At 70.6% G+C, this 23,277-nt stretch carries 11 protein-coding genes; 7 read left to right on the top strand and 4 right to left on the bottom strand.

Features of this window, described 5'->3' with window-relative positions:
- The first annotated feature begins 56 nt into the window (after positions 1 to 56).
- The 3 genes from AZOLI_RS17545 (at position 57) to AZOLI_RS17535 (ending at position 3,427) form a co-directional block, all read left to right on the top strand.
- The gene (locus tag AZOLI_RS17545) at positions 57 to 980 is read left to right on the top strand and encodes a LysR family transcriptional regulator (protein WP_014188500.1); all 924 of its coding nucleotides are present in this window, start codon (positions 57 to 59) and stop codon (positions 978 to 980) included.
- Positions 981 to 1,116: 136 nt separating this feature from the next.
- The gene (locus AZOLI_RS17540) at positions 1,117 to 1,407 is read left to right on the top strand and encodes a hypothetical protein (protein ID WP_014188499.1); all 291 of its coding nucleotides are present in this window, start codon (positions 1,117 to 1,119) and stop codon (positions 1,405 to 1,407) included.
- Positions 1,408 to 1,585: 178 nt separating this feature from the next.
- On the top strand, positions 1,586 to 3,427 hold the full coding sequence (locus tag AZOLI_RS17535) for a chloride channel protein (RefSeq protein ID WP_014188498.1): 1,842 nt from the start codon (positions 1,586 to 1,588) through the stop codon (positions 3,425 to 3,427).
- 22 nt (positions 3,428 to 3,449) lie between these two features.
- Here AZOLI_RS17535 and AZOLI_RS17530 read toward each other — a convergent pair whose 3' ends face one another.
- Positions 3,450 to 3,869 (bottom strand): hypothetical protein, encoded by a 420-nt coding sequence (locus tag AZOLI_RS17530; RefSeq protein WP_014188497.1) that lies wholly within the window; start codon positions 3,867 to 3,869, stop codon positions 3,450 to 3,452.
- 185 nt (positions 3,870 to 4,054) lie between these two features.
- Between AZOLI_RS17530 and AZOLI_RS17525 the strand changes: the two genes are divergently transcribed.
- A complete protein-coding gene (locus AZOLI_RS17525) occupies positions 4,055 to 4,894 on the top strand; it encodes a tellurite resistance TerB family protein (RefSeq protein WP_014188496.1) in 840 nt (279 codons plus the stop codon).
- Positions 4,895 to 4,945: 51 nt separating this feature from the next.
- Here the strand turns inward: AZOLI_RS17525 and AZOLI_RS17520 are convergent, their stop codons facing one another.
- The gene (locus AZOLI_RS17520; RefSeq protein WP_014188495.1) at positions 4,946 to 5,401 is read right to left on the bottom strand and encodes a DUF1810 domain-containing protein; all 456 of its coding nucleotides are present in this window, start codon (positions 5,399 to 5,401) and stop codon (positions 4,946 to 4,948) included.
- 37 nt (positions 5,402 to 5,438) lie between these two features.
- Positions 5,439 to 6,509, bottom strand: a complete 1,071-nt coding sequence (locus tag AZOLI_RS17515; protein WP_014188494.1) for a serine hydrolase domain-containing protein — start codon at positions 6,507 to 6,509, stop codon at positions 5,439 to 5,441.
- A gap of 344 nt (positions 6,510 to 6,853) precedes the next feature.
- Here AZOLI_RS17515 and AZOLI_RS17510 point away from each other — a divergent pair, with 344 nt between their 5' ends.
- Genes AZOLI_RS17510 through AZOLI_RS17500 form a run of 3 tightly spaced genes read left to right on the top strand, consistent with a single transcriptional unit; the run spans position 6,854 to position 22,062 of the window.
- On the top strand, positions 6,854 to 8,455 hold the full coding sequence (locus AZOLI_RS17510) for a PfaD family polyunsaturated fatty acid/polyketide biosynthesis protein (RefSeq protein WP_014188493.1): 1,602 nt from the start codon (positions 6,854 to 6,856) through the stop codon (positions 8,453 to 8,455).
- Between the two features lie 54 nt (positions 8,456 to 8,509).
- Positions 8,510 to 13,777 carry a type I polyketide synthase gene (locus tag AZOLI_RS17505; protein WP_014188492.1) on the top strand — a complete coding sequence of 1,756 codons (5,268 nt, stop codon included), beginning with the start codon at positions 8,510 to 8,512 and terminating at the stop codon, positions 13,775 to 13,777.
- On the top strand, positions 13,774 to 22,062 hold the full coding sequence (locus tag AZOLI_RS17500; protein ID WP_014188491.1) for a type I polyketide synthase: 8,289 nt from the start codon (positions 13,774 to 13,776) through the stop codon (positions 22,060 to 22,062). The genes AZOLI_RS17505 and AZOLI_RS17500 overlap by 4 nt, the downstream gene beginning before the upstream one ends.
- On the opposite strand, the gene AZOLI_RS17495 is transcribed toward AZOLI_RS17500, so the two are convergent.
- The gene (locus tag AZOLI_RS17495) at positions 22,056 to 23,243 is read right to left on the bottom strand and encodes a cyclic nucleotide-binding domain-containing protein (protein WP_014188490.1); all 1,188 of its coding nucleotides are present in this window, start codon (positions 23,241 to 23,243) and stop codon (positions 22,056 to 22,058) included. The two genes, AZOLI_RS17500 and AZOLI_RS17495, sit on opposite strands and share 7 nt — an antisense overlap.
- Positions 23,244 to 23,277: the final 34 nt, after the last annotated feature.

Here is a 23,277-nt window from a genome sequence, read left to right as displayed (position 1 = left end):
AGAACTTCACATAACCATACGCTTAACTTTCTTGCCCCACTCTCCATGGTGCCAGCATGAGCAAGCCCGCCCGGCCCCTGGCCCCCATCGGCGATGCCGACATCCGGCTGCTGCGTGTCTTCCGGACGGTGGTGGAGTGCGGCGGCTTTTCCGCTGCCGAGGTGGAGTTGAACATCAGCCGGGCGGCGATCAGCCAGCACATGGCGGATCTTGAACGGCGGCTCGGGCTTACCCTCTGCCGGCGCGGGCGGGCGGGCTTCCGGCTGACCGACGAAGGGCATCTGGCCTATGAGGCGAGCTTGCGCCTGCTGGCCAGCACCGAGAGCTTCCGCAGCGAGATCGCCACCGTCCATGGCCGTCTGCGCGGTGAATTGAACATCGGCATCACCGACAACCTCGTCACCATGCCGCAGATGCGGGTGACCCACGCCCTGCGCAGCCTGAAACAGCTGGCGCCGGAGGTTCGCGTCAACATCCGCATGATCCCGCCCAACGAGATCGAGCGGGGGGTTCTGGACGGGCAGCTGCATGTCGGCGTCGTGCCGGTCCGCCGTGGTTTGCCGGGGCTGGCCGGTCTTCCGCTTTACCAGGAAGAGTCCCTGCTCTACTGCGGTGACGGCCATCCGCTGTTCGACCGCGCCGACGCCGAGGTGACGCGGGAGGCGGTCGAGGCCGCCGACGCCGTGGCGCCGACCCAGGCGCAGCTTCCCCACGAGCTGAACAACACCGCGACGGCGACCGACCGCGAGGGGGTGGCCTTCCTGATCCTCACCGGATGCTATGTCGGTTTTCTGCCCATCCACTACGCGCGGCAATGGGTCGAGCGTGGGATGATGCGGGCGCTGATGCCCGACACCTATCATCATGCCCTGAAATTCCAGGTGGTGACGAAGAAGGGCGCACAGCCGAATCTGGTGCTGGAGCGGTTCCTCGACGTCCTGCGCGGAACCGGAAACGGCGAAGGCGCGGGCGCGGAGTGACAGCCTGCGGGCGGCCGTCCCACCGCCGGATTGTCCACCATGCGGGAAAGCGGCTTGGCGGAAGCGACGGGTGCGGCGGCCGTCGTCCAGACTGGGTCCGGCAAGCCACGGGTTCCGGCAAGCCAAGGAGACGAACATGGCACAGCCGTCATCGGCCACGATCTTCCAGAACCCCGCGACCGGTCAGACGGAAGCGGTGTCCAACAGGTCCGGTGTCCAGGCGTTCCTGGGCGGTCCATTCTATTTCGCCGCCAAGGGCGAGTGGATGCACAGCGCGATCCACGCGGTTCTGACCGTCGTCGCCCTGCTGCTTTGGCCCAGCGGAGCCCTGATGCTGCTGGGGCTCTGGTTCGGCTACGCCTGCGCGACGCCGACCATTCTGGAAGCCCGCTACAAGCGCCTGGGCTGGCAGCGGGTCTCGGCCTGATCCTGGGGTGAGGCAAGTCCGTTTTCACGAGGCGACGGGCCGCATTCGGACCTCAAGGCGACGATGCGGTATGTGACATGCGAATTCCACCGTCCCGAATCATATATCCGGCGCGACGGGAACCCGATGATATAGCTGAACGTATCCAAGCTGCATCGTTTCCATCGCTCGTGTGATCATGCCGGACAATTCCGCCTCCATCGACGGCGTGGGCGAAAACGCCCGCGCCGGCAACGACCCTTATGCGGCGCTCGACGCGTCGGCCGCGACCACGCTGTCCGACCGCTGGAGCGTGCGCGACAGCGCTCTGGCCGTGGTGGTGCTTGCCGGCCTGGTCGGCGGCGCCGTCGGGCTGGCGGTCGGATCGCTGCACGAGGCGGTCCTGCTTCTCCAGGCGCTGGCCTTCGACCTGCCGCACGGGGAGAAGCTGGGGCAGGGCGTGCCCGACCTGCTGCGGACGCTGGGCGTGCCGGTGGCGGGCGGGCTGCTGCTGGGCATCCTGTCGATGCTGTTCCGGCGCTGGCGGCCCAACGACATCGTCGACGCGGTGGAGGCGAACGCGCTCTATGGCGGGAAGATGTCGCTGATCGACAGCCTGCGCCTGACGGTGACCACCGCGCTGTCCAACGCGTCGGGCGCGTCGGTGGGCATGGAGGCGGCCTATACCCAGGCGGGCGCCGGTCTCGCCTCCTCCCTCGGGCAGCGGCTGCGGCTGCGCCGGGCCGATCTGCGCATGATGGTCGGCTGTGGAGCGGCGGCGGCCATCGCCGCGGCCTACCATGCGCCGCTGGCCGGCGCCTTCTATGCCTTCGAGCTGGTGCTGGGCGGCTATACGCTGGCGGCGCTGGCCCCGGTGGGTGCGGCGGCGGCGCTGGGGGTGGCGGCATCGGCCCTGCTGACCGGCGGCGAGGCACCGCTGGCGCTCGGCCGGCCGGTGGAGATCGCCGGCTGGGACTATGCCGCCTGCGGCGTCGTCGGCTTCCTGGCCGGCTGGCTCAGCATCCTCGCCATGCAGGCGGTGACGGTGGCGGAGCGCGGGTTCAAGCGCCTGCCGGTCCCGCGATGGATGCGCCCGGCGGTGGGCGGGCTGATGGTCGGCGGGCTGGCGCTGGCGGTGCCGGCGGTGATGGGCAGCGGCCCCGGCGCCGTGCCGCCGGAACTGGCGGGCGGCGCGCTGGCGCTGGCCCTGACGCTGGTGGCGAAGATCCTGGCCTCGGCCGTGTCGCTGGGATCGGGTTTCCGCGGTGGCCTGTTCAGCGCCTCCCTGTTCATCGGCGGGCTGTTCGGCGGTCTGCTGAGCGTCGCGACGGCCAGCTTGCTGCCGGAATTGGGAATCGACGGCGGGCTTCTGCTGCTGGTCGGGATGGGGTCGGTCGCCGCCGGCGTCGTCGGTGCGCCGGTCACCATGGTGCTGCTGGTTCTGGAGACGACGCAGGATCTCTGGGCGGCGTCGGGCGTGCTGATCGGCGTGGTGCTGTCCACCACCGTCGTGCGGCAGGCCTTCGGCTATTCCTTCGCCACCTGGCGTTTCCATCTGCGCGGTGTGCCGATCCGCGGCGCCTACGACATCGGCTGGCTGTCGGAACTGACGGCCTTCCGGCTGATGCGGCGCGATGCCAAGACGGTGCCCGCCACCCTGACGGTGGAGGCGCTGCGCCGGCTCTATCCGCTGGGCTCCACCAAGACGGTGTTCGCGGTCGATGAATCGGGCAGATATGCCGGACTGATCGACATGTCGCAGGTCCACGACCCCGATCAGGATACGGAGGCCACCGAAACCCGCGTCGGCACGCTCGCCAGCAAGGCGGACGCCGTTCTGATGCCCGGCGACGATGCCCGCACCGTGCTGAACCGCTTCGGCACGGCGGAGGTGGAGGCGCTGCCGGTCCTGTCCTCCCCCACCGACCGGCGCATCATCGGCTATGTGACGGAGTCCTTCGCGCTACGCCGCTATTCCCAGGCGTTGGAGCGCCAGCGCGGCGAGGATCTGGGCGAGCGCGGGATTTGGGGGCGCGATTAGCCCCCGCCGCCCGGATGGCCGGTCACCCGCCGTGGAAGCCCTTCAGCCGCTCCTCGCCGAGGCCGATGTCCGGCTTGAAGTGTCCCTGCTTCGCGGCGTCCAGGACATCGTCGATGAAGCTCCGGTATTCGTCGGCGGCCCCGCCCGGTGCCTCCGCCACGGGCTCGACGGAACCGGCATAGGTGTCGCCGTCGGCTGCGGTGGAATCGTGAAGCCGGAAGGCGGGAACGAAGATGGTGTCTCCCTCCGGATTACCTTCCGCCACATGATGGGAGGCGCGGGAGATCTCGACCCGCCCGTCGGCGTCGGGGGCGGAGAGGATCTTCAGGCCATGAACGACCGTCGCCTTGCTGCGCGCGTTCGACGCCGCGTCCTGCTCGAAGGTGGTTCGGTCGTAGAGGCGTTCGATGCTCGCCCGATCGTTGATGTTGGCTTCGGCCATGTCTGTCTCCCTGTGGTCGGACTGGGTAACAGCCATGGTCGCATCCGGTCCCCCGATATGCCGCATTCGGTAGGGAAAAGTTCGGAGTGTGGAATTTTCAAAACTCCGACTGCGCCCCGCCGCCCGAACGGAATGCCGCCTGCGCTGTTGACGGACCATCGACGGAATTCCAGTGGGAGAGCGACATGGCCGATCTTCAACGTATCCTCGGCACCATGCTGGCGAGCGGGATGGGAGGGCGCAGCCATGGCGGCATGAACGCCATGGGATCCGTTCTCGGCAACAGCGGCTTCGGGACCGGTGCGCCGGGTGGCGCCCTCGGCGCCGCGTCCGGCAACCGCGGCATGGGCGCCGGCTCGGTCGCCGGGCTGGGGGCGCTGGGCTACCTCGCCTTCAAGGCCTACCAGGAACGCCAGCGCAACCAGGGGGCCGCGGGCCAGGGCACTCAACCCGCCGGCCGGCCGGGAGGCAGCCCGTGGGGCGATGCCGGCGGCATCCTGGGCAGCCTGTTCGGCGGCGGTGCAGCCGGTTCCACGGGTTCTTCCGGAAGCAGTCAGGCGGGCAGTCAGGGGAGTGGCCAAGGGGGTGGAACTCTGTCCGACCGTCTGTCCCAGGTCTTCCAGTCCCGCAGCACGCCGCAGGCGGAAGACCGTGACGACGGCGCCTATCCGGCCGTCGCCATGGAGGACCAGCAGGCGCTGCTGCTGATCCGCGCGATGATCGCCGCGGCCAATGCCGATGGGGAGATCACGCCGGACGAGCGCCGGCACATCCTGGATACCCTGGACGAGGCCGGTGCCGGGGCGGAGGAACGGCGCATCGTCGAACAGGAGCTCGACCGGCCGCAGCCGCTGGACTCGCTGCTCCAGTCGGTGAAGGATCAGCAGACGGCGGAGCAGGTCTATCTGGCCTCGCGGATGGCCGTGAACGAGCAGTCGGAGGCGGAACGCTCCTACCTGCAATATCTGGCGTCCCGGCTGAAGCTCGACCCGCAGCGCGTCCAGCGGATGAATCAGGCGGCCTGACGGAAGGCGCCTGACGGCAGGCGGCTTGACGCTTGGGCGCCGTCCCTTCGCTCATTCGCGTGGGGGAGGGGGCGGCGCCCCCGCCAGCCTCACGGTCGCATCGTCCATCCGGCCGTCGCACCAGCGGGCCAGCGCCTCGTGGTACGGCGACTCCGCCTGCCCGGTGGCGAGCGCGAAGAGCGTCATGGAGGAGCGGAACTTCATGTCGTCGGGCGAGCCGAAGATCTCGTGCAGCGTCCGCCCCTGTACCCCCTGCACCGCGCGCGTCGCCTGTTCCAGCCGGGGCCCGAGCGTGGGATGGGCCAGATAGGCCTTCGCCTCGTCGAGGGAGGCAATGCCGTAGAACACGGCGGTGGGGGAGCGGCCGAGCCCGCGCTGCTGCGGGAAGACGAACCACATCCAGTGGCTGCGCTTTCGTCCGCTCCGCAACTCGTCGAGCGCAGTCGCGAAGACAGGCTCCTGCGCGCTCAAAAAGCGCCGGAGGTCGTTCGGATCGTCGGTCCCCAAGTCGCCATTCCTTCTTCCAGTGGGCAGGCGGCGCCGGTCAGGCCTGCTCCGCCGCCGGCATGATGTGGCCGGTCAGCAGGGCGTCCAACTCGCCGACATAGCCGTCGGAGCGGGCCGGTCGGCCGGGATCGGAGGTGACGACGACGGTCAGCCCGAGCGACGGCACCAGATACAGCATTTGCCCGCCATAGCCGCGGGCATAGGCGATGCGGTGGCCGTTCGATTCCGCCAGGAACCAGCCATAGCCGTAGTCGTCGCCGGAATAGGGCGACCGGGTGCGCGGTACCCAGGATTCCTGCGCCCAGGCCGCGCTGACCACCGGGCGCCCGTCCCAGACCCCGCCGCGGCTCCACATTTCGCCGAAGCGGAGCAGGTCCAGCGGCGACAGGGCCATGTTGTTGCCGCCCAGATAGAGGCCCTGCGGATCGCGCGTCCAGCCCGCCAGCTCGATGCCGAGCGGCCGGCCCAACCATTCCCGCGCCAGGGCCAGCAGGCTGCGTCCGGAGACGCGCGCCAGCACCGCGCCCAGAACATGATAGCTGCCGGTGGAATAGATCATCCGCTCGCCCGGCTCGGCGACGAAGGGGCGGCCGAGCGCGTCGGCGACCCAGTTGCGGCTTTCGATCCAGCGGCCGTAACCCGGCCCGGAGGTCGGCTCGAGTCCGGCCTGCATGGTGAGAAGCTGCGCGATGGTGATCCCGCCCACCCGCGGATCCGCACCCTTGGGGATCAGCCCCGGCGCCACCTCGCGCAGCGTCGCATCGACACCGCCCAGCAGCCCACGGTCGAGCGCGATGCCGGCCAGCGAGGCCACGATGGTCTTGGACACCGATTTGACATTCACCGCGCGCCCGACCGGCGGTCCCCGGAAAGCCTCCGCGGCAACCACGGTGCCGTGCCGTCCGATCACCAGCGCGTGGAGCTGTTCCAGGCCCGAGGCACGGTCGAGCGCGCGGGTCAGCAGTGCCTGATTCAGCGACTTGCCGGCGGCCGGCATCGCGGAAGCCGCGGCGTGGACGGGGCGTGGCAGCAGAAAGCCGACGGAGGCGGCAGCCGCGGCGGCGAGGATGGTGCGCCGGTCCGGCGCGGGTCGGGGTGTCGGCTCCATGCCCAGCCATATGGTTGTGGTGTTCCGCAATCCAAGCCTGTGCGGAGCGGCTTTCCAAATACGCGCCAAGCTTTGTCCGCCTGCTGGCCGCAGCAACGCTTCGCCGGAATCGTTTAAGGCGGGTAAAGATATTTCGAGAGTGAAATAAACTTTATCCTTCATGAAACCCAATTCATGCTTGCCACACCTCAAGAGTGGTAAGTAATAAAACTTCTGATGGGGAGTTCTTTGATTAGGGCTCCCTGATGCCGTGCCGGGTGTGGGGACGACGGCTCGGAAGGCTGATGTTCGGATCTCCCGCCCTGGGGGATGGGTGAAGGCAATAGTCGGGTGTCGATGTGGACATGAATTACCGGGAGACGGCGGTGCCGCCGCTTGCATCGGCGACGGCAGGGTGCGATCCGTCCCTGATTCTGGAAATGGCCCAGAAATGCCGGGAGCCGCTTTACATCGTCAGGAACCGGGAAGGCCGTCTTGGGGCTTCGACACGGCCGCCGGATTTCATCGCGGAGGGGCTTGAGCCTGTCGCCACCTTGCCGCCGCTTTATCCGGAATGGCTGGGCGATCGCGGTTTCCAGGAAGCCCACGGCTGCCGCTTCGCCTATGTGGCGGGGGAGATGGCGCGGGGCATCGCCACGCCGGCCATGGCGGTCGCCGCCGCCCGCGCCGGTCTGCTCGGCTTCTATGGCAGCGCCGGCCTGCCGCCGCAGCGGGTGCAGGAGGGCATTGCCGAAATCCGTGCGGCGCTTGGGCCGCAGGCGTCGGGCTGGGGCGCCAACCTGATCCACAGCCCCAACGATCCGGCCCTGGAAACCGCGATCTGCCGCCTGTTCCAGCAGCAGGGGGTGCGGCGCGTCTCGGCCTCCGCCTTCATGGCGCTGACCCCGTCGGTGGTGGAACTGGCCGCCAAGGGGTTGAGCCGCGATCCGGCCACCGGCGCGGTTCGCCGGCTGACCCACATCTTCGCCAAGGTCTCGCGCGCCGAGGTCGCCCGCCAGTTCATGGCGCCGGCCCCGCGGCGCATGCTGGCCGATCTGGTGGCGCAGGGCATCCTCACCGCCGAGGAAGCCGAACTTGCCGCCGCCATTCCGGTGGCCGAGGACATCACGGTGGAGGCGGATTCCGGCGGCCACACCGACAATCGCCCGCTTACCGTCCTGTTCCCGATCATCCAGCGCCTGCGCGACGAGATGGTCGCTGCCCATGGCTATGGCCGCAACATCCGCGTCGGCGCCGCCGGTGGACTGGGCACCCCCGCAGCGCTGGCCGGTGCCTTCGCCATGGGAGCGGCCTATGTCGTCATCGGTTCGGTGAACCAGTCGGCGGCGGAGGCGGGGCAGCCGCGGTCGGTCCGCCGCATGCTGGCCGACCTGTCCAGCACCGACGTGACGATGGCGCCCGCCGCCGACATGTTCGAGATGGGCGTGAAGGTCCAGGTGATGAAGCGGGGCACCATGTTCCCCTTCCGCGCCCAGCGCCTGTACGATCTGTACTGCCGCCATTCCGGCCTGGACGACCTTTCCGCGGCAGAGCGCGCGACCTTGGAGAAGGACATTTTCCAGGCACCGCTGGAGGAGATCTGGCGCCAGACCCGAGAGCATTTCGCCGTCCGCGACCCGGCGGAGCTGGCGCGCGCCGAGGCCGATCCCCGCCACCGCATGGCGCTGGTCTTCCGCTGGTACCTGTTCAACGCCGCCCGCTGGCCGATGCTGGACGATGCCACCCGGCGCCATGACTTTCAGGTCTGGTGCGGCCCGGCGATGGGCGCCTTCAACGACTGGGTGAAGGGCAGCTTCCTGGAGGCGGCGGACAAACGCACGGTCGAGCAGATCGCCCGCAACCTGCTGGAGGGGGCCGCCGTGGTGACCCGCGCGCAGCAGATGCGCAGCGCGGGCCTGCCGGTTCCGGCCGCGGCCTTCACCTGGGTGCCGCGCCGGCTCGCCTGATCCGGCCTTAAGCGCACTTCCGCTCCAATCCCCCTCCGAACCTCCGAGACCGCCTTGAAGAACCGCCACCCAATCGCGATCGTCGGCATCGGCGCCATGTTTCCGGGTTCCGGCACCACGCACGGCTTCTGGCGCGACATCCTCGCCGGCCGGGATTGCGTCGGCGACGTGCCCGCCACCCATTGGCTGGTGGAGGATTTCTACGACCCGGACCCGACGGCGCGGGACAAGACCTATTGCCGCCGCGGCGCCTTCCTGCCGCCGGCCACGCTGGATCCGCTGGAGTTCGGCATCCCGCCGCAGGCGCTGACTGCCACCGACACCGCGCAACTGCTGGCGCTGATCGTCGCCAAGGAGACGCTGGACGAGGCCTGCCGCACCCAGTTCCGCGACATCGACCGCAGCCGGACCAGCATCGTCCTGGGCGTGGCGTCCGCCACCGAACTGGTGGGCACCATGGGGGCGCGGCTGCAGCGCCCGGTCTGGGTCAAGGCCCTGCGCGAGGCCGGCCTGCCGGAGGATGAGGTGACGGCCATCTGCGACCGCATCTCCTCGCAGTATGTGGAATGGCAGGAAAGCAGCTTCCCCGGCGTGCTCGGCAATGTGGTGGCGGGGCGCATCGCCAACCGGCTCGACCTGGGTGGCACCAACTGCGTGGTGGATGCCGCCTGCGCCAGTTCGCTGTCGGCGCTGCTGATGGCGATGAACGAGCTGGAGCTGGGCCATTCCGACATGGTCATCAGCGGCGGCGTCGACGCCCTGAACGACATCTTCATGTACATGTGCTTCAGCAAGACGCCGGCCCTGTCCAAGAGCGGCGACTGCCGGCCCTTCTCCGACGCGTCGGACGGCACCATCGTCGGCGAGGGGCTGGGCCTGTTCGCCCTGCGTCGGCTGGAGGATGCCGAGCGTGACGGAAACCGCATCTATGCTGTCATCCGCGGGATCGGGTCGTCGTCGGACGGCCGCGCCACCAGCGTCTATGCCCCGCGGCCGGAGGGGCAGGCGGTGGCCTTGCGCCGTGCCTATGCCGATGCCGGATACGGGCCGCGCAGCGTCGAGCTGGTCGAGGCCCACGGCACCGGCACCCGCGCCGGCGACCTCGCCGAATTCACCGCGCTGACCCAGGTGTTCCGGGAAGCCGACGCGGAAGCTGGCGCGTGGTGCGCCGTCGGCTCGATCAAGTCGCAGATCGGCCACACCAAGGCCGCCGCCGGTTCCGCCGGGTTGCTGAAGGCGGCGCTGTCCCTGCATCAGAAAGTGCTGCCACCCACCATCAAGGTCGAGCGGCCGGACAGCCGCCTGAATCTGGGCAGCAGCCCCTTCTACCTGAACACCCGCGCGCGGCCCTGGGTGAAGGCGGATGGGCCGCGCCGCGCCTCCGTCAGCTCCTTCGGCTTCGGCGGCAGCAACTATCACGTGGCGCTGGAGGAATATACCGGACCGCGAGCCGCGTCCCGCCTGTGGGCGGGCGGCGCGCTGCTGCTGGTGGGGGGCGCCGATGCGCGGTCCCTGGCCGACGCGGCGCGCGACCTCGGTGCCCGCGTGGAGACGGAGGGGCTGGAGGCGGTCGCCCGCGACAGCCAGATCGCCTTCGATCCACGGTCGCGCCACCGCCTCGCCATCGTCGCCGCCGATGCCCGGCAGTTCGAGGCGCGTCTGGCGACCGCGCTGAAGCAGACGGGCGCCTTCAGCACTCCCGGCATCCATCTGGCAGTGGGGGATGAGCGCGGCGGCAAGGTCGCCTTCCTGTTCCCCGGCCAGGGCAGCCAGTATGTGAGCATGGGCGCCGATCTGGCCGTCGCCTTCGACGAGGCCCGCGCGGTTTGGGACGGCCAAGCGGCCCTTCCGGCGGCCTCTGGGCAACCGCCGCTGCATCGAGTGGTCTTCCCGCCGCCCGCCTTCACCCGCGAGGAGGCGGAGGCGCAGGAGGCATCCCTCACCCGCATGATCCATGCCCAGCCCGCCATCGGGACGGCGAGCCTCGCCCTGCTGGCGGTGCTGGAACGCGCGGGCATCCGCGCCGATGCCGTCGCCGGCCATTCCTTCGGCGAGATCACGGCGCTGTGCGCAGCCGGTGTTCTCGACCGCGACACCGCACTGTCTTTGGCCGCCGAGCGTGCCCGCTGCATGGAAGAGGCCGCAGCCGGCAGCGACGGCGCCATGATCGCGGTCGCTGCCGGACGCGAGCGGGTGGAGCCGCTTCTGCAGGGACTGGAGGTGGTGCTGGCCAATGACAACGGGCCGGAGCAGGTGGTCCTGTCCGGTGCGCGGGCAGCAATAGACGGTGCCGCAACCCGGCTGGAGGCCGAGGGGCTGCGGGTGGTCCGGCTGAAGGTTGCCAGCGCCTTCCATTCGCCGGTGGTGGCGCACGCCGCAGAAACCTTCCGCACCGTCCTCGACGGCATGGAGTTCGGGTCCTTCGCGGTTCCGGTCTATGCCAATCTCACCGCTGCACCCTATGACGCCGCCGAGGTCCGTGGCCTGCTGGCCGGACAGATCGCCGGCACCGTCCGCTTCCGCGAAACGGTCGAGGCGCTCTATGCCGATGGCGTCCGCAACTTCGTGGAGGTGGGACCGGGTGCGGTGCTGAGCGGTCTGGTGGCGCAATGCCTGGGTGACCGTCCGCATCTGGCGGTGGCACTGGACCGGCGCGGCTCCAACGGCGTCGCCTGCCTGCTGGAGGGCTTGGGCGCGCTGGCGGTGCATGGCGTGCGCGTGGATTTCGCGGCGCTGTGGGCGGGCTTCGCCGAAGAACGCAAGCCCAAGCCAGCCTCGCCCGCCGCTGTCCGGATCAGCGGCGCCAATTTCGGCAAGATCTACCCGCCGCCGGGCGGGGCCGCAGCATTGCCGAAGCCCAACCCGCCGCGCCCCGCCGTTGCGTCGCCCGCGCCGATTCCCCTGGCACCGGCTAAATCCGCCCCGGTCTACTCCACGTCCATCGAAGAAGCTCCGATCATGGTCACGAACTCTCCCGCTCCGCAGCCGGCGCCCATTCCCGTCGCGACCGCGTCGGTTGAGACGATCTATCACCATGTCGCCGACGCCCACGCCGCCTTCCAGCGCGCCATCGCCGAAAGCCACCAAGCCTTTCTGGCGGTTGCCGGTCAGGCGATCCAGAGCCTCAGCGGTGTGCCGGCGCAACAGATTGCGGTGACCGCACCGGCCGCACCGATCATGCCGGCCGCGCCGGTCATGCCGGCGCAGAGGCAGGCGCCCGCTCCGGTGGCTCCGCAGCCCGTCGCTACAGCCAGACCCCAGCCGGTGGCGGCACCCGCCGCGCCCACACCGGTTCCCGCCCCCGTTGCCGCTCCGCCAGCGGTCAACGCCCGGGACATCGTGCTGGCGGTGATCGCCGACAAGACCGGATACCCGGTGGAGATGCTGACGGCGGAGATGGAACTGGAAGCCGGCCTAGGCATCGATTCCATCAAGCAGGTGGAGATCTTCTCGACCCTGCAGGAGCGCATCCCGGCGCTGGGCGGTGCCGACATGCGCGAACTGAACGCGCTGAAGACCATCGGCCAGATCCTCGCCATGGCCGACAGCCGCAGTGGCGGCGCCCCCGCACCGGTACCCGCACCGGCCCAGATGGCGGCAGCGGTTCCGGCGGTGAAGCCCGCGGCTCCGTCCGTCGATGTCGGCGCGCTGTTCATGGGGCTGGTGGCCGAAAAGACCGGTTATCCCATCGACATGCTGAGCCCGGAGATGGAGCTTGAGGCCGGTCTGGGCATCGATTCCATCAAGCAGGTGGAGATCTTCTCCGCCCTGGTCGAACGCCTGCCGGAACTGGCGTCGGTCGAGATGCGCGAGTTCACCGCGCTGAAGACCGTCGGCGCGGTGATCGCCCGCATCAAGGGCGACGCCACGGCCGCCCAGCAGACACTGGCGCCGCAGACCCAGGCACTGCCCGCGTTATCGGCAGGCACCCTCCGCACCTGCTCCGTCCTGGAAGAGCGGAAGGCGGGCGGTGCCGATATGCTGCGCGGCCTGACCAGCGTCGCCGTCGTGCCGGATTCGTCGGGTGTCGCCGCCGAACTGGTGGCGCTGCTGTCGGCCAAGGGCATTGCCGCCCGGATTGCCGAGCTGCCGGGCGAGCAGGACGACGCGGTTCTGTTCCTGGCCGGGCTCGACGGTGCCGATGCCGCTTCGACCGCCGACCTGCACTGGCGCGCGCTTGCCGCGGCCAAGGCCGCCGACGCCCGCTTGGGCAAGAGCGGCGGGGCCTTCGTCACCGTCGAGAAGGGCGGCGAGTCGTGGCTGGGGCTTGGCGGCCTCGTCCTGACGGCGGCGCATGAATGGCCGGCGGCGCGGGTGAAGGCCATCGAGTTGGAGCCGGGAAGCCGCTCCGCCGCCGACCTCGCCCGCGCTCTCGCCGCCGAGATCGCCACTGGGGACGGCGATGCGGAGGTCCGGCTGGCGGCCGACGGCAAGCGCCTCGTGCGGACACTGCGCCAGGGGGAGGTGGCCGACGGTCCGCTGCCGCTGGACCAGGGCGCGGTGATCGTCGTTTCCGGCGGGGCCCGCGGCGTGACCGCCGTGGCGCTGGAGCAGCTGTCCCGCCGCATCCGTCCGACCCTGGTCATCCTGGGGCGCAGCGACCCCAACGCGGCACCAGCCCTGCCGGGCATGCCCGAGGATGCCGACGAGGCCACCGTCCGCCGGGCGGTGATCGCTGGCCCCGGTGCCGGCAAGCAGCCGCGCGAGATCGAGGCGATGGTCAAGGCCATCCTGTCCGCCAACGAGGCCCGCGCCACCATCCGCCGGTTGGAAGCGGCGGGTGCGCGCGTCCGCTACTGCCGCGCCGACGTGCGTGACGCGGCGTCGGTCGCACAGGCGCTGGCGGCGGTCCGTGCCGAGGCCGGGCCGATTTCCGGCATCGTCCATGGCGCCGGCGTGCTGGCCGACAAGCGCATCGGCGACAAGACGCGCGACCAGTTCGATGCCGTCTTCGGCACCAAGGTGGAGGGCATCGCCAATCTGCTGGCCGCCACCCGCGCGGATCCGCTGCGCGTCATCTGCCTGTTCTCCTCCATCGCGTCGCTGCACGGCAATGCCGGGCAGTGCGACTACGCCATGGCCAACGGCGTTCTGAACGCCGTGGCGCGGGCGGAGGCGGCGCGCCGGCCGAACTGCACGGTCAAGGCCATCGCCTGGGGTCCGTGGGACGGCGGCATGGTCGGACCGGCGCTGAAGCAGCATTTCCGCCGCATGTCGGTCGAGCTGATCGCGCCTGCGGACGGCGCCGACTTCATGCTGCGCGAACTGGCCCAGCCGCCGGCCGGCGATGCGGTCGTCTCCTGCATCGGGCGTCAGGCATGAGCCGGTTCCCGCCCATCGCCATCGTCGGCCATGGCTGCGTGCTGCCGGGCGCCCTCGGGCCGGCGGAGCTTTGGCAAGCCGTCGTCGAGGGGCGGGATTTGCTGCGACCGGTGCCACCGGGCGTCTGGCGCGTCGATACCGCAAAGGCGCTGTCGCCCCAGGCGCCCGAACGCTCGGTGACCGACCGGGGCGGCTATGTGCAGGGCTTCGACGCCGTCTTCGATCCCGGTGGCTTCGCCTGTCCGGCGGATGAGTTGGCCGGGCTCGATCCGCTGGTGCTCTGGCTGGTCCACTGCGGGCGCGAGGCGCTGCGCGAGGCCGGGCTGGACATCGCCCCGCGCGGGCGCTGCGGCCTGATTGCCGGCAACCTGTCCTACCCGACCGCCAGCCTCAGCGCCTATGCCGAGGCGATCTGGCTCGACCGGGAGAGACCGAAGCCGGCAAACCGATTTTCCTCGGGCCTGCCGGCGCAGCTGGCCGCCCGTGCCCTTGGCCTGCGGGGGCCGGCCTTCTGCCTGGATGCCGCCTGCGCGTCCTCGCTCTACGCCGTCAAGCTGGCCTGCGACCAGCTCCATGACGGTCACGCCGACCTGATGATCGCGGCGGGCGTCAACCGTGGCGACGACCTGTTCCTCCATATGGGCTTCACCGCGCTGAACGCGCTCAGCCCCACGGGCCGCAGCCGGCCGTTCCACCGCGAGGCCGACGGGCTGATCCCCGCCGAAGGGGCGGCCTGCGCGGTGCTGAAGCGGCTGGACGACGCGGTGCGCGACGGCAACCGCATCCTCGGCGTCATCCTCGGCGTCGGCCTGTCCAACGACGGGCGCAGCCGCGGCTTTCTCGTTCCCGACGCCGGGGGGCAGGAACGCGCCATGGCCGCCGCCTATGCCCAGGCGGGTTTCGGGCCGGACTCGGTGTCGCTGGTGGAATGTCACGCCACCGGGACGGCGCTGGGTGACGCCACCGAGATCGCCAGCATGGGCCGCGTCTTCGCCGGGCTGCGGGATGTGCCCATCGGGTCGTTGAAGTCCAACCTGGGCCACCTTATCGCCGCCGCCGGTCTGGCCGGCATGGTCAAGGTGATCCAGGCGATGGCCGCCGGCATCCGTCCGCCCACGCTCCATGCCGATGCGGCACCGCTGGACGTCATCGGCCCCTCGCCCTTCCGCCTGCTCCACCGGGCGGAGCCGTGGGAGGCGGAGGGGCCGCGCCGCGCCGGCATCAGCGCCTTCGGCTTCGGCGGCAACAACGCGCATCTGCTGCTGGAGGAGTGGCGGCCCGCCGCCGTCTCCGTCCCGGTCGCCGTTGCCCCGCCGCCCTTGCGCGTGGCCGTCGTCGGCCTTTCCGTCGTCACCGCCGCCGATGACTTCGCCGCGGCGCTAGCCGCCGCACCTGCTTCGGGAGACGCCCCGCGCGCCCTGGACAGCATCGCGCTGGACCTTGCCGCCACCCGCTTTCCGCCCGCCGACCTGCAGCATGCCCTGCCGCAGCAGCTTCTGGCGATGAAGGCGGTGGCCCGCGCCGTCGCCGATGCCCCGGCCCTGCCGGCGACGACCACCGGCGTTCTGATGGGTATGGGCTGCGACGCCGAGGTTGCGCGGCGCGGCCTGGGGGTGCGGCTCGCCGACCTCTGCGGTCCCGACGCCAGTGTCGATCTCGGCCCCCCGCTGAACGCGGCGGGCGTCATCGGCACCATGCCCAACATCGTCGCCAACCGCTTCAATGCCCAGTTCGACTGGCGCGGCCCCAGCTATTCGGTGTCGGCGGAGGAGCTGTCCGGGCTTGCCGGCCTGCGCATCGCTGCCCGCGCCCTGGTGACGGGCGAGCTGGACGCGGCGGTCGTCGGCGCGGTCGACCTGTCCTGCGAGCCGGTTCACCGCAGCGCGCTGGCCGCCCTGCGCCCCGACCTCGACACGCCCGGCGACGCTGCCGTCGTCCTGGTGCTGCGCCGGGTGGAGTGCGCCGAGGCCGCTGGCGAGCCGATCTACGCCATTCTCGACCTGTCGTCCGCCGCGCAGGGTGAGTTCACCATCGCCGGGCCGCAAGGTGCGAGCCCCGTCACCCGCCGCTTCGGCCATGCGCATGCGGCATCCGGCCTGCTGCATGTGGCCGCCGCCATTGTCGCCTGCCGCGGGCGGATGAAGCCGGGAGACGGCGCCGCCCAACCCTGGCTGGATTCCGGACGCCTGCGCGCCCGCGTGCGCGTCGAGGCGCTGGGCGAGGCGGCCGATGGCCTTCTGGTCGATAGCGGAAGCATCGCCGAGCCGGCCCTGCCGCCGCCGGCCACGCGCCTGCGCTGGTTCGCCGCCGGCAGCCGGGCGGAGCTGTGCGCGCGCATCCGGTGCGGCGAGGATGGTGGGCAGGGGCCGGTGCGGCTGGCCTTCGCCTGTCCGGCCGGCAAGGAGGCCGAAACCCTGTCGCGTGCGCTTGCCCTCGCCGAGGGACGCGAGGCCGCCGCCGACGGCATCCATTTCGGCGAGCGGCCGCTCGGTGGCGGGCTGGCCCTGATCTTCACCGGGGCTGCGGCGGCCTATGAGGGGATGGGGCGCGAGCTTTTCCTGTCGATGCCCGATGTCGGGCGGAGCGTGACGGCGCGCTTCCCCATCCTCGCCCATGCGGCGGATCGGCTCTACGGATCGGCCGAGCCGCTCGACGCCATGGCGCAGCTGCAGACATGCGCCCTGATCTGCCAGACCCATGCGGAGGTCAGCCGCGGCGTGCTCGGCCTGCGGCCCGATGCGGTGATGGGGCTGTCCTCCGGCGAGACAAATGCGCTGTTCGCCGCGGGGGTATGGTCGGACATGGGCGCCATGTTCGCGGAGATCGACGCGTCGGGCATCTATGGCCGCCACCTGACCGGCGACTGCCTTGCGGCCGCGCAATCCTGGGGGCAGGCGCATGCCGCCGACTGGCGCAACTGGCGCCTGCTGGCCCCCGTCGGGGAGGTGGAGGCGGCGCTGGAGGGCCTGCCCCGCGTCTCCATCACCATCATCAATGCGCCGCAGGACTGCGTGATCGGCGGCGATGCCGAGTCCTGCCGTCAGGCGATCGCCCGCATCGGTGGAAGCCGTGCCCTGCCGCTGGGCCAGGACATGGTGGTGCATTGCGCGGAGATGGAGCCCTGCGGGCCGGTCTGGCGCCGGATCCACAGCCGGATAACCACGCCGCCCGAGGGCATCGCCGTCTATGCCAACGCCTTCGGCGAAGCCTACCGGCCGTCGATGGAGCTGTGCGCCGAGGCGCTGACCCGTCAGGCGCTGGAACGGGTGGACTTCCCCCGTACGATCCGCCGCGCCCATGATGACGGGCTGCGCATCTTCGTCGAGCATGGTCCGCGCAACGCCCTGACCCGCTCCATCGCCGCCACGCTGGCCGGCCGCGAGCATCTGGCGGTCAGCCTGGACCATCCCGGCCGTGCGCCGCTGGAACAGCTGGCCCATGTTGCGGCCGAGCTGTTCGCCGCCGGGCAGGAACCCGCTATGGCCGAAGTCGCCCGCCGCCTGGAGCGCCGGACCGCAGCACCGCCGGCCCAGCCCTTGACCTTCGCCGCCCATGCGGCACCCGTCGCGGTCGTTCTCGGACAGCCGATGCCCCCCGCACCGCCCCTGCCGCCGGTCGCCGACCTGCCGCCGCCGGATCTGGCGGCCCGCCGCCCCCTTGACGAAGCGCCGGAGCCGGTGGTGGTGCCGGAACCGGAAGTGGTCCTTGCTACCCCGGTGGCCGACAGCCCAATTGCCCGTATCCTCGCCCGCACGGCGGAGCTTCACACCGGCTACCTGACGACCGCTTCGGAGCTGCACCGGACCTATCTGCAAGGCTTCGGCGTGCCGACGCCGGGCGCTCTCCCTCTCCTGCCTGCCCTCCCTCTCCCCGGGGGGGAGAAGGGATTGTCCCATCCGGACCGTCCGCTCTGGAACCGCGCCCAGCTGGAAATCCTGGCGTCGGGCAAGGTATCCGACATCTTCGGCCCGCTGTTCGCGCGGCAGGACGGTTACGCGCGTCAGGTCCGCATGCCGGAGCCGCCGCTGCTGCTGGTGGACCGCGTCGTCTCCATCACCGGCGAGCCGGGCAGCATGGGGCTGGGCTCCATCGTAACCGAGACGGACGTCACGCCCGACAGCTGGTATCTGCACAACGACCGCATGCCGGTGGGGCTCGCCATCGAATCCGGGCAGGCCGACCTGCTGCTGGTCTCCTGGCTGGGCGCCGACTTCCGCAACAGGGGGGAGCGCGTCTACCGCCTGCTCGGTTGCGAGATGACCTACCACGAGGGTGGCCTGCCCAAAGTTGGCGATACCCTGCGCTACGACATCCACATCGACGGCCATGCCCGCATGGGCGAGGTCGGGCTGTTCTTCTTCCATTACGACTGCCGCATCGGCGACCGGCTGGTGCTGTCGGTCCGCAACGGGCAGGCCGGCTTCTTCACCGACCATGAGCTTGCCAACTCCGGCGGCGTGCTGTGGAGCGCCGAGGAGGACCGGCCCAAGGACGGCGCGCGCCTTGACCCGCTGCCCTGTCCGTCGCGCCATCGCGCCTTCACCGCAGAGCAGCTCGACCTCTGGACCGCCGGCCGGGCCTTCGCCTGTTTCGGCGCGGGGTTCGAACTGGCCGGCAGCCACCAGCGCACGCCGGCGATCCCGCAGGGGCGCATGCGCCTGATCGACAGCGTGAGCGTCTTCGAACCGCAGGGCGGCCCCTGGGGCCGGGGATATCTGCGCGCGGAAAGCCATGTCCCGGCCGACGCCTGGTTCTATGCCGGCCATTTCAAGAACGACCCCTGCATGCCCGGCACGCTCATGGCCGAAGGGGCGGTGCAGGCGGTGGCGACCTTCATGGCGGCCGGCGGCTTCACCATCGGGCGCGATTCCTGGAGGTTCGAGCCGGTGCCGGACGAGCCCGCCCGCTTCGTCTGCCGCGGGCAGGTGATCCCGGACGCCAGCCATCATCTGGTCTATGAGGTGTTCGTCGAGGAGATCGAGGACGGCCCGACGCCCATCGTCCGCGCCGCCCTGCTGTGCAGTGCCGACGGCTTCAAGGTCTTCCACTGCCGCGCCTTCGCCGTGCGGATGGTGCCCGACTGGCCGCTGGGCCACGGGCGCCATGCCCTTCCGGCGCTGGCGGAGGCGCTGCGCATCGTCGGCACCCGCGGCGATGTGCGCGGCGATTACGAGGCGCTGCTGGCCTGCGCCTGGGGGGCGCCGTCGCTGGCCTTCGGCAGCATGTATGCCCGCTTCGACGCCGGGCGGGTGCCGCGCCTGCCGGGGCTGCCCTATCACTTCATGACCAGCGTGGTCTCGGTGAACTGTCCGGCCGGGGAGCCGACCGTCGGCGGCACGCTCCTCGTCGATTACGAGGTGGAGCCGGAGGCGTGGTATTTCGCCCGGAACGCCGCGCCGGTCATGCCGTTCTGCGTGCTGATGGAGGTGCTGCTGCAGCCCTGCGGCTGGCTGGCCTCCTATATGGGTTTCGCGCTCGCCTCCACCGAGGATTTGGCGATCCGCAACCTGGACGGCGACGCCGCCCGCGTGATGTCCGAGGTGACGCCCGCCGACGCCCGCATCCGCACCGAGGCGACGCTGACCCGCTTCTCCCGCGCCGGCGGCATCACCCTGATCGCCTTCAAGGTCCGGGCCTGGGTCGATGACCGGCCGCTGATGGAGTTGGAGACGTCTTTCGGCTTCTTCGCGTCCGCCGCGCTGGCGAAGCAGAACGGCCTGCCGCCCCTGCCGGCCGATGATGCGCGGGGGATTCCTCCCGCCACGCCCGTCGTGGAGCCGCGCGGCGCGAAGCTGGCGGACGGCATGCTGAGCATGGTGGACGAGGTCACCGGCTGGTGGCCGCAGGGCGGGGCCGGCGGGCTGGGGCTGATCCGCGGCCGGCAGCTGGTCGATCCGGAATCCTGGTATTTCAAGGCCCATTTCTTCCAGGACCCGGTTCAGCCGGGCTCGCTGGGGGTCGAGGCGCTGCTGCAGTTGCTGGAGCGCGCCATGGTCCTGGCCGGGCTGGACACCGAGCTGCCGGCGCCGCGCTTCGAAGGGGCCGCCCTGGACGTAGCGCTTCGCTGGAAGTATCGCGGTCAGGTGGTTCCCACCAACCGGACCGTCACCACCGAAATCGAGATTCTGCGGATCGAGCGCGACGAGCGCGGCATCCTGGCCGTCGCCCGCGGCAGCCTGTGGGCCGACGATTTGCGCATCTACGAGGTGGACGGGCTGGCGGCGCGTCTGGTGTCCGGTGAGGGTGGTAATGGCGGCGGCGTCCGGCTGGACTTGGACAGCGCCCCCTGGCTGGGCGACCATCGTCCCACCCATACCGCAGCCGCGGTTCCGCTGACCTGTCTTGCCGACATCATGGCGGCGGCAGCTCATGGGGCATGCGTCGTCGCCCTGGAGGATGTCAGGGTTCAGCGCTGGGCGACGGTGCCGGTGACGCTGGTTCCGGAGGTGGAGCCCGATGGGCGCGTCACCCTGCGGGACGAGGGTGGCATCCTGGCGACCGGCCGGGTGATCCGGGCGGACGCATGGCCGGTCCCGCCGCAGCCCTTCGCCCCCCTGGAGGACGCCCGGCCCTCGCCATGCCCCTATGCCGCGGCGGAGCTGTTCCACGGCCCGGCCTTCCAGATCCTGAGCGGCTTGCAGGTCGGCTCCCGCGGCGCGTCCGCCGATCTGGACGCGGTCAAGGCGGCGCGGGTGCCGGGGCCGATCGGGCCGGCGCTGCTCGATGCCGGTCTCCATGCCACGCCGCGCCATGCCCCCGAACTCTGGTGGGGGAACAGGGCGGCGGGGATGCTTGCCTATCCCAGCACCATCGAGCGGCTGAGCTTCTTCGGCCCGACTCCGCGCGACGGCATGGTCCGCATCGAGGTGCGTGCCCTTCCCCTGGACCCGCAGGGGCGCGCCCGGTCGCGGTTGCAGTGGATTGCCGATGGCCGGGTCTGGGCCGAGATGGAGCTTGCCGACGTGCTGTTCCCCAAGGGGGCTCTCGGGAAGGCTCCCGCCCTGGCGCGGCAGGCCTTCCTGCGCGACCGCAAGGCGGCACCCGGCGTGCGCCTGTCGCGGGCGGACAACGGCGCCAGCCGGCTGAGCGCCCGCGAGGTGGCGGCAAGCAACTGGCTGCCGGGAACGCTGGAGAGCCTTTATGGCGTGGCGGGGAACCCATCCGACATGGCCCGCGCCATTGCGGCGAAGGAGCATGCCGCGGCGCAGTTCGGCGTCCATCCGGGGGCGGTGACGGTCGAGGGCGATGTCGCCCGCTGTCCCGGTGCGCCGCTCAACCCGGTGCCGTTGTCGGTCACGCGCGACGGTTCCGACTGGGTGGTAAGTGGGGAGCTGTCAGCCGGTCCCGACATCGCGCCGCTCAAGACCTTCTGGCGCTCCCGACTGGGGGCCGCCGACTGGCCGGTCGAGGATTTGTTTGCCGCACTGGCCGGCGAATTCGTCGGTCAGGTGCGCGTGGCGGAGCCGGAGCAACTCGCCCCCATCCGCGAGCGCGGCGCGCTGTTCCTCGGCAACCATCAGGTTGCGGTGGAATCGCTGACCTTCACGCTGGTGGCTGCTGCCCTGACCGGCCGGCCGATCCTGACCGTCGCCAAGGCGGAGCATCGCAATACGTGGCTGGGCAGCCTGCTGGCTCTGTCCGGCAGTGCTCCGGGGGCGCGCCTGCCGCAGATGATGCTGCTGTTCGACCGCGAGGACCCGGCGGCCATGCTGGGGCTGATGGAGCAGGCGCGCGAGGCGGTGAAGCACCAAAGCATGTCGATCATGGTGCATGCGGAGGGCACGCGGTCGCTGTCCTGCCGGACGCCGGTGTCCCGGCTGTCCGGGGTGTTCCTGGATCTGGCGGCGAAGCTGGAGGTTCCCATCGTGCCGGTCCACTTCGCCGGTGCCCTGCCGGTGGATCCCGCGCCGGAGCGGCTGGATTTCCCGCTGGGCTTCGCCCGTCAGGACATCCATATCGGCGCCCCGCTGTGGCCGGAAGACCTGGCGAGCCTGCCCCTGGCGGAGCGCAAGAGGGCCGTCCTGGACGCGATCAACGGGACCGGCCCCGCGCTGGCCACCGAACGTCCCAACGAACCGCGCCCGGAGTCCGAAGAGGCGGCAAGGCGGATCGCCGCCACGCAAGGGCTCGGCCTGCCCCGCGCGGCGATCCTGCAGGCGGTGTCGAACGCGGTCCCAAGCGACCGCCCGCTCTCCCGTCTCGCCCGCAGCATTGCGGCGGGGGAGGGGGCGGAGGAGGCCGACCCGTGGCTGTCCGCCCTGGCCGGCTGGTTTCGGACTCAGTAGATGGGGATGCCGACGATCAGCAGTCCGAAGACGCCGAGGATGGCATGGGAGACGCTGCTGCCGACCAGCGAACCTTGGCGGGCGAAGATCCAGCCCCAATAGAGGCCGATGGGGAACACCGCGAGCGCGAGCGCGATGGACACATGCAGGTGGGTGGCGCTGAACAGCATGTTCGACAGGACGATGGCCTCCACCGTCTTGTATTTGCTGGTCAGGAAAAGCTGGAAGGATGCCTGGGTGCCGCGGGCGATGGTCTCCTGGATCGGCGTGAAGGCGCAATAGGCGCTGCCGTACATCAGGATTTCGCCGAGCGACAGGCCGGTGGAGCGGGCGAGATCGAACACCGGCTGCCCCTGCAGGGATGGGATCATCGTCACGCCGATCCATTTCAGCGCGACGATCAGCAGGGCGATGGGGATGGACAGCACCACGCCTTCCAGCGCGTTGCGCCGCCAGTTCTTCAGGGTGAAACCATAGGCGCTGGGCGGCCAGGGGCTGGTCTTGACGGTGCGGTACACGCCGAAGGCGAAGGCGGTCAGGATTGGCAGGCTGATGAGGGAGGTGTCGGGAACCACCTTGCTGAGCGCCGTGGTGACGCCCAAGGCGAACATGTAGAAGCAGAGGCCGACCAGCAGGCGGAAGATGAATTTGCTCATCTCCACGCGGTTCTCGGCCTCGTGCAACTGGCGGCGCAGGGTCTGGACCGTCACCTCGTTGGTGCGGCGCAGGCGCGCGGCCAGCTCATAGGCCAGATTGATCTTGAGACGGCCGTCGACGCCGAGCTGGCGGTCGGGATGCTCCTGCAGGCGCGCGAGCGGGAGGGCGATGACCTCGCTGTCCTCGGCGGCGCGGACGGCGCCGGAACGCGGGCCGCTGTCGAGCAGGGACACCTCGCCGATGGACTGGCCCGCCGTCAGCAGGGCGAGGCGATGGCGGACGTCGCTGCCCTCCTCGCGCTTCAGCACCTCGAAGCTGCCGGAGAGGATGAAGAAGAGCGCGTCGCCGGGATCGCCCTCCTCGAACAGAAGCTGGCCCTCGGGAATCTTGCGGGGGCCGTCCATGATCGCGGCCAGCTGCCGGATATTTTCGTCCGAGAAGCCATTCAGAAGAGGCGCGCTCCTCAGACGCTCGTCGATGTCCAGATGCCGCGCATCCGACGGCGCGCCACCAACAACGTCCATCTCATCCCCCTTGCCACACCATGCGCAAACATCT

Origin of the sequence: Azospirillum lipoferum 4B (assembly GCF_000283655.1) — a bacterium.
Lineage (GTDB): Bacteria > Pseudomonadota > Alphaproteobacteria > Azospirillales > Azospirillaceae > Azospirillum > Azospirillum lipoferum_C.
The sequence above is the reverse complement of the archived record's forward strand: the minus strand, read 5'-3'. Positions and strand labels throughout refer to the sequence as shown.